The sequence below is a fragment of the Amycolatopsis decaplanina DSM 44594 genome (genome assembly GCF_000342005.1).
GTDB lineage: Bacteria > Actinomycetota > Actinomycetes > Mycobacteriales > Pseudonocardiaceae > Amycolatopsis > Amycolatopsis decaplanina.
In genome coordinates this window covers 109,228-122,591 of the sequence record NZ_AOHO01000071.1, presented here as the reverse complement: position 1 = coordinate 122,591, position 13,364 = coordinate 109,228, and the positions used below count along the sequence as shown (strand labels likewise).

Here is a 13,364-nt window from a genome sequence, read left to right as displayed (position 1 = left end):
GACCGCGAAGACTCATTACCTGCTCGACGGTCTCGTGACGCAGGTCATAAGTCAACGCTGCCGAACGGGTGTTGCTTTTTCCGCGCCGAAAGGCTCTGTGGCACTACGAAGCGTAGGCGCGCAGGCGGTCCGCCCGCTCACCCTGACGCAGCTTCGACATGACCTCTCGCTCGATCTGCCGAACGCGCTCACGGGAGAGCCCGAAGTGCTTGCCGATCTGGTCGAGCGTGCGCGGCTGGCCGTCGTCGAGGCCGTAGCGCAGGCGGATCACCTGGGACTCGCGGTCGTCCAGCGTCGCGAGCACGCGGCGCAGGTCGTCCTGAAGCAGACCCGAGATCACGGCGCTCTCGGCGTCGGTCGCCTCGGAGTCCTCGATGAAGTCACCGAGCGGGGCGTCCTCCTCGGTGCCGACCGGCATGTCGAGGCTCACCGGGTCACGCGAGTGGTCGAGCAGATCGGAGATCTTGTGCGCCGGAATGCCCGATTCGGCGGCCAGTTCCTCGTGGGTGGCGTCGCGCCCGAGCTGCTGGTGCAGGTCGCGCTTGATGCGGGCCAGCTTGTTCACCTGTTCCACCAGGTGGACCGGCAGCCGGATGGTGCGCCCCTGGTCGGCCATCCCCCTGGTGATGGCCTGGCGGATCCACCAGGTGGCGTAGGTCGAGAACTTGAACCCCTTGGAGTAGTCGAACTTCTCCACCGCGCGGATCAGACCCAGGTTCCCCTCCTGGATCAGGTCGAGCAGCGGCATCCCCCGGCCGGTGTAGCGCTTCGCGAGCGAGACCACGAGGCGGAGGTTGGCCTCCAGCAGGTGGTTCTTCGCGCTGTGGCCGTCACGCACGAGAGCGGACATCTCCGAACGCCGCTTCGGCGTGAGGCCCTCGGCCGTGTCGAGCATGTGCTGGGCGAACACGCCGGCTTCGATGCGCTTGGCCAGCTCGACCTCGTCGGCGGCGGACAGCAGGGCCGTCTTGCCGATTCCGTTGAGGTACACGCGAACGAGGTCCGCGGCCGGGCTCTGGGCGTCGAGGTCGGCGTCGGTGAGCGCCCCCGTGCTCACCGGCTCCTGGGTGGATTGCGCCGGGATACGGCGCTCGCGAATCCCGCGCGCTTCGCGTTCGAGAGTCTGGACTGACATTCTGCCTCCCCGGTCACGGGCTGAACGTGCTGCGGTGTGTCCGCCGGATCCGCCTCGGCGTAGCAGGCCCTGTGGAAAACCCGCTACTCCTCGTCGGCCCAGCTTGGCTGGACACTTGGCTCAACGCCGGGAGGTCCGAAAACGTTCCCGGCCGCTACAGAGGAGACGGGCGGCTGACCTGGGACGTTGCTCGACCAACCCTGAGCTTTTCCTGAGAATGCCCGTGCCCGGGAGAAAGAAGTGTGGTCTAGACCTCTATCAGGAGGGTGAACGGACCGTCGTTCACGCTCCGGACCGCCATCATGGCGCCGAACCGGCCGGTCTCGACCCGCGCGCCGCGTTCGCGCAAGGCGTCGACGACGGCCGTCACGAGCGGCTCGGCGGCTTCCGGCCGGGCGGCCGCCGTCCACGAGGGACGGCGGCCTTTGCGGGTATCGCCGTAAAGGGTGAACTGGCTTACGACAAGCAGGGGAGCGCCGGTGGTGGCGCACGACTCTTCGTCGCGAAGTATGCGAGCTTCGTGAAGTTTGCGCGCCATCGTGGCCGCCTTCGACACGTCGTCGCCGACATGGATTCCCAGCAGTACCAGCAATCCCGGCTCGTCGATGGCACCGGTCACCTCGTCGCCGACGGTCACGCTCGCTTCCGTGACCCTCGCCACCACCGCCCGCATCAGACGGCGGGGAGGAGCATGCCGTGCCGGACCAGCTCGCGGACGACGGGAAGGGCGGCTTCGGCCAGTTCCTCCGGTTCCAGGCCCTGAGCGGCCGCCAGGAGCACGATCAGGTCCTCCAAGGGCAGCGCGCCCTGACATCCCGCGAGCAGCCGTGTCGCGAGTTCGTCGACTTCGTGCGACCACCCGGGGCCGTCGGTGCGGTGCAGCCGCTGGACGGTCGTGGCCCAGCCCTCCTCGCCCGGCTCGGCGACGCTCTCCAGGAGAACGGTTTCCGGTACCCGGAATCGGACATCGAGAAGCGAATCCCCGTTGGCGCGAAGCCATTCCACCCGATCCAGCCAGTTCGCGGCCTCGGCGCCCAGCGGGTCGTCGTAGGCCTGGCGCAGGTCCTCGCACACGATCGTCGGCGTCCCACCGTCCGCCCGGCGAAGGGTGACGAAGCCGAACCCGATGCCCTGGACGTCGTTCTCGGCGAACCAGTCGAGCCACGCCCCGGATTTCGCGCGGCCTTCGGGGGAGCGGGGGTCGATGCCCGCGTCGCGCAACCACGTGCCGACGTACAGGCCCGGATCCGCGATGTCCCGCTGGACGAACCACGCGTCGGTCTCGGCCGGCAGCCAGCGGGTCACCCGATCGCCCCAGTCCTCGCCCTTCACGTGCAGCCAGGACGCCAGGAGCTGGCCGGTGCCGCCGTCGTTGAGGAACCCGGGCAGTTGCCGCACGACGAGCGCGCTGGCGTCGTCACCGGCGAGACCGGAGTCGCGATAGGTGTAGTCGACCCGCGGCGGGCCGACCACGAACGGCGGATTGCAGACGATCTGGTCGAACCGGCGCCGCGCGACCGGAGCGAACCATTCGCCCCGGACGAGTTCGACGTCCAGTTCGTTGAGCCGGAACGTGGCCGCGGCCAGTGCCAGCGCGCGGGCCGAGACGTCGGTCGCGGTGACCTTCTTCGCGTGCCGGGTGGCGTGCAGCGCCTGGACGCCGTTGCCCGTGCCGACGTCCAGCAGGCTGCCGACCTCGCGGCGGCTGGTGGCGCGGATCAGGCTGAGCGAGGCGTGCCCGACGCCGAGCACGTGGTCTTCGGGCACGGTCGTGCCCAGGATGTCGGCGTCGAGGTCGGCGACGACCCACCACGAGCCTTCGTCGTCGCCGTGCGGGCGAACGTCGAGACCGGCCCGGTAGCCGTCGGCGACGGGTATCAGGAGTGTGGCGGCGACCGCGTCATCGAGAGACAGCGGCGCGAAAGCGGCCTCGACGTCCTTCTCCGGTTCGGTCGAACCCAGCAGGAACAGCCGGATCAGCGTGCCGAGGTCACCCGCGTCGCGGGTCGCGCGGTAGACGAGTTCGGGTTCGCCGCGGCCGAGGGCGGCGTGCGCGGAGCCGAGGGCGTCGACCACGCCGTCGGCGTCGTAACCCGTCCGGCGGAAGGCGTCCCGCAGCCTCGCGCAGACGTCGTCGGACAGGTCGGGGAGGGCCGCTCGTGTGCTCACGGTGGGTAATACTGCCAGGATTGGGTCGTGAGCCTCGAAAGTGTCCTGGCACCGCTGCAGGCGGCGCTGCCCGGATTGGAAGACCTGTACACCGACCTCCACCGGCACCCGGAGCTGTCGTTCGCCGAAACCCGCACCGCGGCCGAACTGGCGCGGCGCCTGGAGGCCGACGGTTACGAGGTGCACACCGGCATCGGGCGCACCGGCGTCCTGGGCGTGCTGCGCAACGGGCCCGGCCCGAAGGTGATGCTGCGCGCCGACATCGACGCGCTGCCGGTCGAGGAGAAGACCGGCCTGCCGTATGCGAGCGCCGCGCGCGGCGTCGACGCCGACGGCCGCGACGTCCCGGTCATGCACGCCTGCGGCCACGACATGCACGCCACCTGGCTCTCCGGCGCCGCTTCGCTGCTCGCGTCCGGACGAGAGCACTGGTCGGGCACGCTGATGGTCGTGTTCCAGCCGGGGGAGGAGGCCGGGGACGGCGCCGCCGGCATGGTCCGCGACGGCGTCTTCGGGCCCGCCGGCGAACCCGACGTCGTGCTCGGCCAGCACGTGGTCCCCGGTCCGGCGGGCTGGGTGCTGACCAGGCCGGGCGTGATCATGGCGGCCACCGACGCGCTCCGCATCACCCTGCACGGCCGGGGCGGGCACGGCTCGCGCCCCGAGACCACGGTGGATCCCGCCGTGCTCGCCGCGTCCGTGGTGCTCAAACTGCAGACCATCGTGTCGCGGGAGATCCCGGCGACCGAGTCGGCGGTGGTGACCGTTGGGTCGCTGCACGTCGGCACCGCGCACAACATCATCTCCGACCACGCCGTCCTCGAGGTCAACATCCGGTCGTTCGACCAGGCCGTCCGGGAGAAGGTCGTCGCGGCGGTCGAGCGGATCGTCCAGGGCGAGGCGGCCACCGCGGGCGCGCCGAAACCGCCGGAGATCGAGCGGATCGGCGCGTTCCCGGTCACCGAGAACGACGACGCGGCCACCGAGGGGCTCACCGCCGCCTTCCGCGACCACTTCGGCGAGGGCCGGGTGATGCCCGCGCCGCTGATCACCGGCAGTGAGGACTTCAGCGAGTTCGGCCGCGCCGCCGGCGTCCCCTCGGTGTTCTGGCTGGTCGGCGGCCTGGACGCGGACCAGGTGATCGCCGCGATGACCGCCGGGCGCTTCGAACAGGACATCCCGTCGAACCATTCGCCGCTCTTCGCGCCGATCCCGCATCCGACGCTTTCGGCCGGCGTCGAGACGCTCGTGGTCGCCGCTCTGCATCGGCTCACCCACCCGGGTATCGGATGAGCCCGGCGAGTGGGAGCATGGAAGCCGGAGGTGGTGCTGTGAACGCGCCCGCCCACGGTCCCGAGCCGAGGGAACCCGCTCCGGTGCTGATCACCGAAGCCGCCCCGTCCTACGAAGACCAGCTGGCCAAGCGGAAGCGGAAGTACATCATCATGATGTCGTTCCGCATCCCGTGTCTCATCCTCGCCGGGATCTTCTACCAGACCTGGTGGCTCGCGCTGGCGCTGATCGCGATCTCGATCCCGCTGCCGTGGATCGCCGTTCTGGTCGCCAACGACCGGCCGCCGCGCAAGAGCGAGAAGGTCAACCGGTACCAGGCCGAACCGACCCGCATCGAAAGCAGCGGTCATCGGGTCATCGACGGCGGCTGACCCACTTCGTTTGCCGCACCTGGTGTGGGGGAGCTGCAGGACACCGTTGATGAAGGAATTGGGACGTCCAGTGTCCCAATTCCTTCATCAACGCGAGCTCATCCGCTGAGCGGGTGCGCCGACGCGCGAGACCCACAGGACATCGACACGAACCGGCACCGGTGAGAGGCAAGTCGCGTTATCGAGGGGTAAGGCAAACGTGGGCGTGTCGTGGTGGCGAGTCTCGTGAGTGGTGAGGACGGTTAGAACCGTCCTCACCACTCACGAGGCCCACCACGGTCCGCCGCTCAGGTCGCCTGAAGTACGTGAAGGCCCCCTTCCTTGCGCTAGGCGCAAGGAAGGGGGCCTTCACGTACTGGCCGACCACCTGGGCCGACCATGTGCCCCGCCACCGCCAACGTCGCGAAAGCCACTTTCGGGACATCCAACGTCGCGAAAGTGGCTTTCGCGACACCAAGCCACGTTTGCCTTACCCCTCAATAGAACCCGCCACGTCCGTGAAGGGGGCCTTCACGCGCGTCAGGGCTGCGGCCCGACCTTCGAGACGGCGCGGGCGCCAAGCCGGGTCCCGGCCCGAAGGACCTCCACGGTGGACTCGCCGCGCAGCCACGCCGCCAGCACACCGGCGTCGAAGGCGTCCCCGGCGCCGGTGGAGTCGACGCAGTCGGCCGGCTGGGACGGCACCGAGGTGACGGTGCCGCTCGCGTCCACCCAGCTGGCGCCGTCGAGACCGGCGGTGACCACGACTTCGCCGACGTAGTCCAGCAGTTCCTTCGCCGCTTGGGGGTCGCTCGACCCGGTCAGCGCGACCAGTTCGCTGGTGTTCGGCATCAGCAGGTCGACGCCGCGCACGTCGTCGAGGAAGGCCGCGGGATCGGTGATCAGCGTCGCCGCCTGCGGATCGACCGACGTCGTCAGCCCGGCCTTCTTCGCCGCCGCCAGCGACGCGAGCGCCGCGGGCCGTGACGACGGGTACAGCAGGACGTAGCCCGAGAGGTGCAGGTGGCTCGCCCCGCTCAGTGCCCGCTCGGTGATGTCCTCGGGGCTGAACTTCGCGTTCGCGGCGCGGTCGGCGAGCATGCTCCGCTCACCGGCGCCGTCGACGAGCACCACGACGCAGAACGTCGGTTCCTCGGGGTCCACCGCGAATTCGCAGCGCACGCCCGCCGCTTCCAGTTCGCTCTTCACCATGCGGCCGCCGGAATCGTCCCCGATCCGCGCGACCAGCGTGGTCTCCGTGTCCTCGGCCCGCAGCCACAGCGCGGTGTTCGCACCCGCGCCGCCGCTGGTGAAGTGGACCTTCGCGCGGATGTCGCCCCCGTGCGGGATGGGGCCTTCGTGCCGCGCGACCACGTCGAGGCCGACGTCGCCGACGACGACGATGCCGCTGCCGCCGCTCATGCCGCGGTCCCGGCGAGGGCGACGGCCACTTCGGTGGCCAGTTCCGCGTTGGACAGCACCAGCGCCTCGTTCGCGTCGAGGCTCACACCGTCGCTGGCGGTGTGGAAGTGCTCCAGCAGCACCGGCGTGACGTCCTTGCCGTGCACCCCTCGCGACTTCAGGAGCTCCAGCCCTTCGGCGAGCAGCCGGTCGTGCAGTTCCTTGTCCATTTCGGACGCTTCCGGGATCGGATTCGCCAGCAGCACACCGGAATTCGCGTGCGACCGGTGGGCGGCGATGACGGCGGCGGCCTGCGCGGCGTCGTCGACCCGCCACGGCACCTCGAATCCGGACGAGCGGAGGTAGAAGGCGGGGAACTCGCCGGTGCGGTAACCCAGCACGGGCACCGAGTTGGTCTCCAGCACTTCGAGTGTCGCGGCGATGTCGAGCACCGACTTCACCCCGGAGCAGACGACCGTGGTCGGCACCTTCGCGAGCACGCCCAGATCCGCCGAGACGTCCCAGCTCTCCGCCGCGCCCTGGTGCACGCCGCCCAGCCCGCCGGTGGCGAACATGCCGATCCCGGCCGCGGCGGCCAGCGCCGCGGTGCTCGCGACCGTCGTCGCCCCGGACCGGCCGAGGCCGACGGCGGGGCCGATGTCGCGCAGGGAGAGCTTGTCCAGGTCCGCGCCGGGCGCGCAGACGCGTTCCAACTGCTCGGAGGTGAGGCCGATCAGGGGGACGCCGTCGAGTACGGCGATGGTCGCGGGGACGGCGCCGCCGTCGCGCACGACCTTCTCCAGCCGCCGGGCGACGTCGAGATTGCGGCCGGGCGGGAGACCGTGGGAGAGGATGGTGCTCTCCAGCGCGACGACGGGGTCACCGCCGGCGAGGGCGGAGGCGACCTCTTCGTGAAGGGACAGTTGCGGAGTCACGAACGAACATCATCGGTGATGTGGGTCCGCGTCACGCCATCGGGTCAGTTCGTTCGCGAGGTTTTCTCGCGCCTTGCTCTCCCAGCGTGCCCGTGCGATGTCGCTGCGGTACAGCCGCGGCCGGGCCAGCAGGTTCTCCAGCACGGCCGAGCGTCCCGTGCGCCAGTCTTCGTCGGAGTAGATCGAGTACTCCTCCCGGACACCGTTCGCGTACTCCTCGTAGCCCTCCCGCGAGGCGCCGAGAATGGCGAGGTCGGCGTCGAGCAGCGCCGTGGCGAGGAGATCTGCGTCCGGGGCGGCGTGGTGGATCGTGCTCAGGACCAGCTCCTCGGCGCGCTCGACGTCGGCCTCGGGGACGCCGGCGTTGGTGAGCTCGTCGCGCGTCCAGGCCGCGCTGGCCTGCTCGTCCTCGCCGGGGCGGGCGTCGTAGACGACGTCGTGTGTCCAGGCGGCGATGGCGACGAGGGCCCGCTCGCGCGCGCTCAGGCCGAAGGCGACGGCGAGGGCTCCGCTGTCGCGGGCGACGGCCGTGACGTGCCGGAGATCGTGGTAGCGGCGATGCGGCTCGGCGTAGCGGGTCTGGAGGTCGTTCCAGGCGATGGCGGCGATCCGGTGATCGCCGCCGAGCCTGGTGATCGCGGTCGGCCAGTCCATCAGTCGAAGATTCCGCGTGATTTGGCCACTTCGTGCAGCCAGCCTTCGAGCTGGGGCTCCCACTTGACCCGTTCCAGCGCGGCGTGGTCGACCTTGAACAGGCCGAGGAACTCCTGCCCGCGCCCGCCGAAGCCGCCGCTCTTGGACACGCGGACCCGTTTGGTCACCTCCAGCACGACCTGTGTCTCCGACGGCGAGGACAGGAAGGTCACCGCCACCGAGGTGAAGACGGGGGCGAACCGCGGCGAGGGGGTGAAGCGGATCTCCTGGAAGAAGGGGAGCTGCTGGGTCGCGCCGTTGATCCGGCCGCGCTCCAGGACGGCCTCGCGGAAGACGAAGCCGATCCGGCTGAAGGCGTCCAGTATCCGTTTCTGCGCGGGAAGCGGCTCGATCGCGGCACCGTCGACGTCGACCGGGTCGGTGACGGAATTCGCGATGTCGAGGCTGGTCTGCAGGCCGACCGCCATCCCGTTCAGCGGCTTGCCGAAGACGCTGGAGATCGGCGTCTCCCAGGGCAGGGCCACCTCGAACGGGATGCGGACCTGCTGGCCCGGCCCGATCCGCTCGTTGCCCGCCAGCTGCTGGGCGCCGAACTCGAGGTCCTCGACGCCGGGGCGGCGTTCGTCCGGAAGCGTGACCCGGGCGAGCAGCTTCACCGAGAGGCCGTTGATCTCTTGATCGACTTCGCCGCCGAGCAGCAGGACCTCGCCGCGCAACGGGCGGCCGGGGGAGACCGTGCGGTCGAGCAGCCGGGCGTCGATCTTCGCCCCGCCCGAGCCGAACGTCGCGAGCACCTTCTGGAACATGGGCGAGATCCTGCCAGGTCGCCGGTGTGCGCAGGAGGATTTGGGGCATTATGGAGGGGTGAGTACACAGACCCTTCCGAAGCCGGATACCCGTCCCGAGGGCACCGACGGCACCGACGACGATTCGCCGAAGATGTTCCACTACGTGCGCAAGAACAAGATCGCCGAAAGCGCGGTCATGGGCACGCACGTGGTGGCGCTGTGCGGCGAGGTCTTCCCGGTGACGAAGTCGGCGAAGCCCGGTTCGCCGGTCTGCCCGGACTGCAAGAAGATCTACGACGGTCTCAAGCCGGGCGACTGACACCTGGCCGTCCGGTGTCCGAAACCGGACAAAATCTGAAAATCCTTCACATGGTGGCTGCCCGTCCCGGTCTTCGCTGGTAATCAGTACCCGCCAGCGAAAACCCGCCGGGACGGAGCCTTCATGCGTAGAACCGGGATCGTGCTCGCCATCGCCGCGTTGGTCGCGGTGTTCTCACCCGCCGCCGCCCAAGCCGTGACAGGCTGGACCACGGTCGGCTCGGACAACGCCCGCCCGCTCGACGAGGGCCAGGGCCTGGCCACCATCGAACGGCCGTCCGGGACCATCTACCGCTACACCGGGATCGCGACCGTTCCCGTGAACCTGTCGTCCCAGGGCTGGAACCACGTCGGCGACCCGGGCTCGGCGCAAGGGTGGTACGTCGAGCCGTACCAGCGCGACGACAGGGGAGCGAAGCTCTTCCGTGTCGAGTCGCCCGACGGGACCTGGGCGAACTACACGCACACGCTGGAATCGTGGGAAGCGAACAACAACTCGTTCGCCGCCGTGACCCCGGACGCGCGCTGGATGGTGGCGGGCGAATGGGGCACGATGGACCGGCTCCTCGTGCATCCGATGCCCGGCGTCGTTCACACGAACCCGTCGGCGAACCTGCCGTACTCGTCCGCGATCCGGCTCGACAAGCCGGTGCGGGACATCCAGGGCTGCGACTTCGTCACCGCGACCCGGCTGCTGTGCTCGTCCGACGATCCCGAGGGCTCGCTTTTCGGGACCACGAAGCCGCTGCTGCAGGTCGATCTTTCCGGCGCGCTGTCCGGTTCGGACGTGACCGGGCGGGTGAGCTCGCTGGGTCAGCTGCCCTTGAAGAGCACCTGCAGCGGGAACTTCGAGACCGAAGGGATCGATGTCGCCGCCGACGGGACCCTGCGGGTCGTCGTGCTTTCGCCTTCGTGGTGCGTGGCTTTCGACAGCAAGACCTGGCGGTTCCGGAAGGCGTGACACCCGTGCTCGGAGCCGGAACTCGCGTGCTTGAAGGCGCAACTCGCGTGATTGAACGCGTCACGCGTCCGATCACGTGAGTCACGGTTTCCGGCACGTGAGTTCCGGCTCCAAGCACGTGACCGGTGGCATTTAGCCGGCTAAGTGCGGAGTACTGGAAGGCACGCCGGGCGCCCACCCCGGCCCCGGCGCGCCTTCCTCCCCCGCCCCCAGGTCTACGCGCTCGGCTCCGGCGTCAGCGTCTCGGAGGACGGCGCTTCCGAAGGAGCCCGGCGGGCCGCCTTCTTCGCGCGACGCTTTTCTTTCCGCGTCTCGACCATCGTGTACAGCGTCGGCACCAGGATCAGCGTCAGCAGGGTCGAGCTGACCAGCCCGCCGATGACCACGATCGCCAGCGGCTGCCCGATGAACCCGCCCTGGCCGGTCAGGCCGAGCGCCATCGGGACCAGCGCGAAGATGGTCGCCGCGGCGGTCATCAGGATCGGCCGCAGCCGCCGCCTGCCGCCTTCGACGACGGCGTCCGCGACGCTCATCCCCGAAGCCCGGTACTGGTTGATCAGGTCGATCAGCACGATCGCGTTGGTCACCACGATGCCGACGAGCATCAGCATCCCGATCAGCGCGGGCAGGCCCAGTGCGGTCCCGGTGGCCAGCAGCAGCCCGATCGCGCCGGTCGCCGCGAACGGGATCGACACCAGCAGGATCAGCGGCTGGATCAGGCTGCGGAACGTCGCCACCATGATCAGGTACACGATCGCGACCGCGGCCAGCAGCGCGAGGAACAGGTTCCCGAACGCCTCCTGCTGGTCCTCGCTGACGCCGCCGAGCTTGTACGCCGCGCCACCGGTGAAGGTCAGTCCGTCCAGCTTGGACTGGATGGCCCGCGTGGTGGCGGCCAGATCCGCGCCGGTGTTCTTGGCGGTGACCGTGGTGCTCAGCTCGCCCGAGGTGCGATGCACCGCGGCCGGGCCGTCCACGGTGGACACGTTCGCGACCGAGTCCAGCCGGACGACGCCCGTCGCGCTCGGGATCGGCAGCGCCTTGACCGCGTCGACCGACACCGGCGCCGTGCCCGCGCGCAGCACGATGTCCGTGCGCTGTCCGTCCACCGGCAGCTGGGTCACGGTGCGGCCGGCGATGGCCTGATTCGCGATCTGGCCGATCGTGGTCGCCGAAAGCCCGCTCGCGGCGGCCTTGGCGGCGTCGACCTCGACCTGCACGCGCGGCGAGCCCTGCGCGAGGTCACTGGTCACCTCGGTGAGGTCCGGGACGCCGGACAGCGCCTGACGGACCTGCTCCGCGGCGGGCTTCAGCGCCGCCTCGTCCGGGGCGGTGACGGTGATCGAGATCTGGTCCGAGTTGAACCCGCTCGCTTCCGCGCCGATCTTGACCTCGCCGAGTTCCGGCTTGTCCAGCTTGCCCCGCAAGCGCTCCGAGAGCGCGTCGAGGTCGGTGTCCTTGGCGACGGTGACCGAGATGCTGGTCGCCGTCCCGCCGCCACCGAAGAAGTTGCCCCCGCCGATGCTCACCTGGTAGGTCTCGACGGCGGGTTCGGCGGCGAGCGCCTGCTCCACCGCGCCGGCGGCCTTCTCCTTGGCCTCGGAACTGGTGCCGGGCGGCAGCTTCTGCGAAAGGCTCAGCGTCGTCGAACCGGACTGGTCGAGGAAGTTGGTGTTCAGCTGGGAAGCCAGCCCGACCGTCCCACCGAAGATGATCAGCGCCAGCAGCACCACGGTGACGCGGCGCCGGGTGGCGAACCGGATCACCGGAACGTACCCGCGCTGCAACAGCCCGCGGCGTTCCTTGTCTTCGGCGGCTTGACGCGTGACCTCGGCCTCGTGCTCGTTCGCCGGGGTCTTGGGCGGCTTGAGGAACCAGTACGCGAGCACCGGCACGATCGTCAGCGACACCAGCAGTGACGCCAGCAGCGCCACGGTGACCGTGATCGCGAACGGCGAGAACAGCTCGCCGACGAACCCGCCCACGAAGGCGATCGGCAGGAACACCGCGACCGTGGTGAGGGTGGACGACGTCACGGCGCCCGCGACCTCGCGCACGCCATCGAGGACCGCGCGCTGCTTCTCCTCGCCATAGGCCAGATGTCGTTTGATGTTCTCCAGCACCACGATCGAGTCGTCGACCACCCGCCCGATGGCGATGGTGAGCGCGCCGAGGGTGAGCAGGTTCAGCGAAAGATCGCCGGTCCACAACGCCAGCAGCGCCACGACCACCGAAAGCGGGATCGACACCGCCGTCACCAGCGTCGAGCGCACCGACATCAGGAACAGCAGGATCACCACGACCGCGAACGCCAGCCCGAGCAGGCCTTCGGTGGTCAGGCCGCTGATCGCGTCCTTGACCGGGGTGCCCTGGTCGAACACGACGCTCATCTCGGCGCCGATCTTCTTCGACAGTCCGGGCAGCTTGTCCCGCACCGACTCCGAGATCGCGACCGCGTTGCCGTTCTCCACCATGGTGATCGAGAGCCCGAGGCTCGGCTTGCCGTTGGTGCGCGTGATCGACGTCGCTGGTGCGAATCCTGCCTGGACGTCCGCGACGTCACCGAGCTTGACCGGCTTCGGCGCCTGGGCCCCACGCGACGCCGGTGTGGCGGACGGTGTGAGGTAGAGGTTCCTGATCGTGTCCACTGTGGTCGGTCCGCCGCCGACCTGGACGGTGAGCGTCTTGTCGCCTTCGGTCAGCGTCCCGGCCGGGACGGCGGCGCCGGCGGTCTGCAGCGTGGTGGAGATCGACGACGGGTCGACCCCCGCGGCGGCCAGCTTCGCGTAGTCCAGCGCGACGGTGACGCGCGGCTGCCGCGCGCCGGTCACCTCGACCTCGCGGACGCCGTCGATCTTGCGCAGTTCCGGCGCGACCTCCCCGGTCAGCGCGGGCGCGAGCGCCTGCGGGTCACCAGTGGTCCCGGCGGCGAGCAGCACGACCGGCAGATCGTCGGTGGACCCCGCCGACACCGACGGCTCGCTGTTTTGCGGCAGCCGTGCCTTGACCCCGTCGACGACGCGCTGGATCTGGCCGACGGCCGCGTCGATGTCCGTGCCGAACTCGAACCGGGCGGTGATCCGCGACAGCCCCTCCGACGAGGTCGAGCTCAGCTCTTCGAGCCCCTTCAACCCCTGCAGTCCGCCTTCGAGCGGCTCGGTGACCTGCCGGTCGACCGCGTCCGGCGACGCGCCCGCGTAGGGCGTGATGATCTGCGCCTGCGGGAACTGCAACGACGGGAACAGCTGCTGCTTCAGCTGAGGCAGGGCGAAAGCACCGAAGCCGATCACCACCAGGGCGAGCAACCCGATGAGACTTCGGTTGCGCAGGCTCAGTCTGGCCAGCGTGGACATGGCGGGA

The 13,364-nt window shown here is 69.8% G+C and carries 12 protein-coding genes; 4 read left to right on the top strand and 8 right to left on the bottom strand.

What is annotated here, in order from left to right; all coding sequences use genetic code 11:
- Positions 1–103: 103 nt before the first annotated feature.
- The 3 genes from H074_RS28845 to H074_RS28835 all read right to left on the bottom strand — a co-directional run bounded on the left by H074_RS28845 (position 104) and on the right by H074_RS28835 (position 3,304).
- Positions 104–1,135, bottom strand: coding sequence for a sigma-70 family RNA polymerase sigma factor (locus tag H074_RS28845; RefSeq protein ID WP_016332919.1), 1,032 nt, complete (start codon positions 1,133–1,135; stop codon positions 104–106).
- A gap of 247 nt (positions 1,136–1,382) precedes the next feature.
- Positions 1,383–1,808: a D-aminoacyl-tRNA deacylase gene (gene dtd, locus H074_RS28840; protein WP_007033603.1), complete on the bottom strand. Its 426-nt coding sequence runs from the start codon at positions 1,806–1,808 to the stop codon at positions 1,383–1,385.
- The gene (locus H074_RS28835) at positions 1,808–3,304 is read right to left on the bottom strand and encodes a DUF7782 domain-containing protein (protein WP_007033602.1); all 1,497 of its coding nucleotides are present in this window, start codon (positions 3,302–3,304) and stop codon (positions 1,808–1,810) included. The genes dtd and H074_RS28835 overlap by 1 nt, the downstream gene beginning before the upstream one ends.
- Before the next feature lie 27 nt (positions 3,305–3,331).
- Here H074_RS28835 and H074_RS28830 point away from each other — a divergent pair, with 27 nt between their 5' ends.
- Positions 3,332–4,597, top strand: coding sequence for an amidohydrolase (locus H074_RS28830; protein WP_007033601.1), 1,266 nt, complete (start codon positions 3,332–3,334; stop codon positions 4,595–4,597).
- Positions 4,598–4,614: 17 nt separating this feature from the next.
- Complete coding sequence (locus H074_RS28825; RefSeq protein WP_037343675.1) at positions 4,615–4,968, top strand: DUF3099 domain-containing protein; 354 nt, start codon at positions 4,615–4,617, stop codon at positions 4,966–4,968.
- 519 nt (positions 4,969–5,487) lie between these two features.
- On the opposite strand, the gene H074_RS28820 is transcribed toward H074_RS28825, so the two are convergent.
- The 4 genes from H074_RS28820 to H074_RS28805 are packed head-to-tail and all read right to left on the bottom strand — an operon-like array spanning position 5,488 to position 8,743.
- A complete protein-coding gene (locus H074_RS28820) occupies positions 5,488–6,369 on the bottom strand; it encodes a carbohydrate kinase family protein (protein ID WP_007033599.1) in 882 nt (293 codons plus the stop codon).
- The gene (locus tag H074_RS28815; protein ID WP_007033598.1) at positions 6,366–7,283 is read right to left on the bottom strand and encodes a pseudouridine-5'-phosphate glycosidase; all 918 of its coding nucleotides are present in this window, start codon (positions 7,281–7,283) and stop codon (positions 6,366–6,368) included. Before H074_RS28815 ends, H074_RS28820 begins: the two co-directional genes overlap by 4 nt.
- A gap of 9 nt (positions 7,284–7,292) precedes the next feature.
- A complete protein-coding gene (locus H074_RS28810) occupies positions 7,293–7,937 on the bottom strand; it encodes an HD domain-containing protein (protein ID WP_007033597.1) in 645 nt (214 codons plus the stop codon).
- Positions 7,937–8,743, bottom strand: a complete 807-nt coding sequence (locus H074_RS28805; RefSeq protein WP_007033596.1) for a sporulation protein — start codon at positions 8,741–8,743, stop codon at positions 7,937–7,939. The genes H074_RS28810 and H074_RS28805 overlap by 1 nt, the downstream gene beginning before the upstream one ends.
- Before the next feature lie 58 nt (positions 8,744–8,801).
- On the opposite strand from H074_RS28805, the gene H074_RS28800 reads away from it, so the two are divergent.
- Positions 8,802–9,044, top strand: a complete 243-nt coding sequence (locus H074_RS28800; protein ID WP_007033595.1) for a DUF3039 domain-containing protein — start codon at positions 8,802–8,804, stop codon at positions 9,042–9,044.
- A gap of 123 nt (positions 9,045–9,167) precedes the next feature.
- The gene (locus H074_RS28795; protein ID WP_007033594.1) at positions 9,168–10,004 is read left to right on the top strand and encodes a hypothetical protein; all 837 of its coding nucleotides are present in this window, start codon (positions 9,168–9,170) and stop codon (positions 10,002–10,004) included.
- A gap of 215 nt (positions 10,005–10,219) precedes the next feature.
- Here the strand turns inward: H074_RS28795 and H074_RS28790 are convergent, their stop codons facing one another.
- Entirely contained in the window at positions 10,220–13,357 is a 3,138-nt protein-coding gene (locus tag H074_RS28790; RefSeq protein ID WP_007033593.1) for an efflux RND transporter permease subunit, read from the bottom strand.
- Positions 13,358–13,364 lie beyond the last annotated feature (7 nt).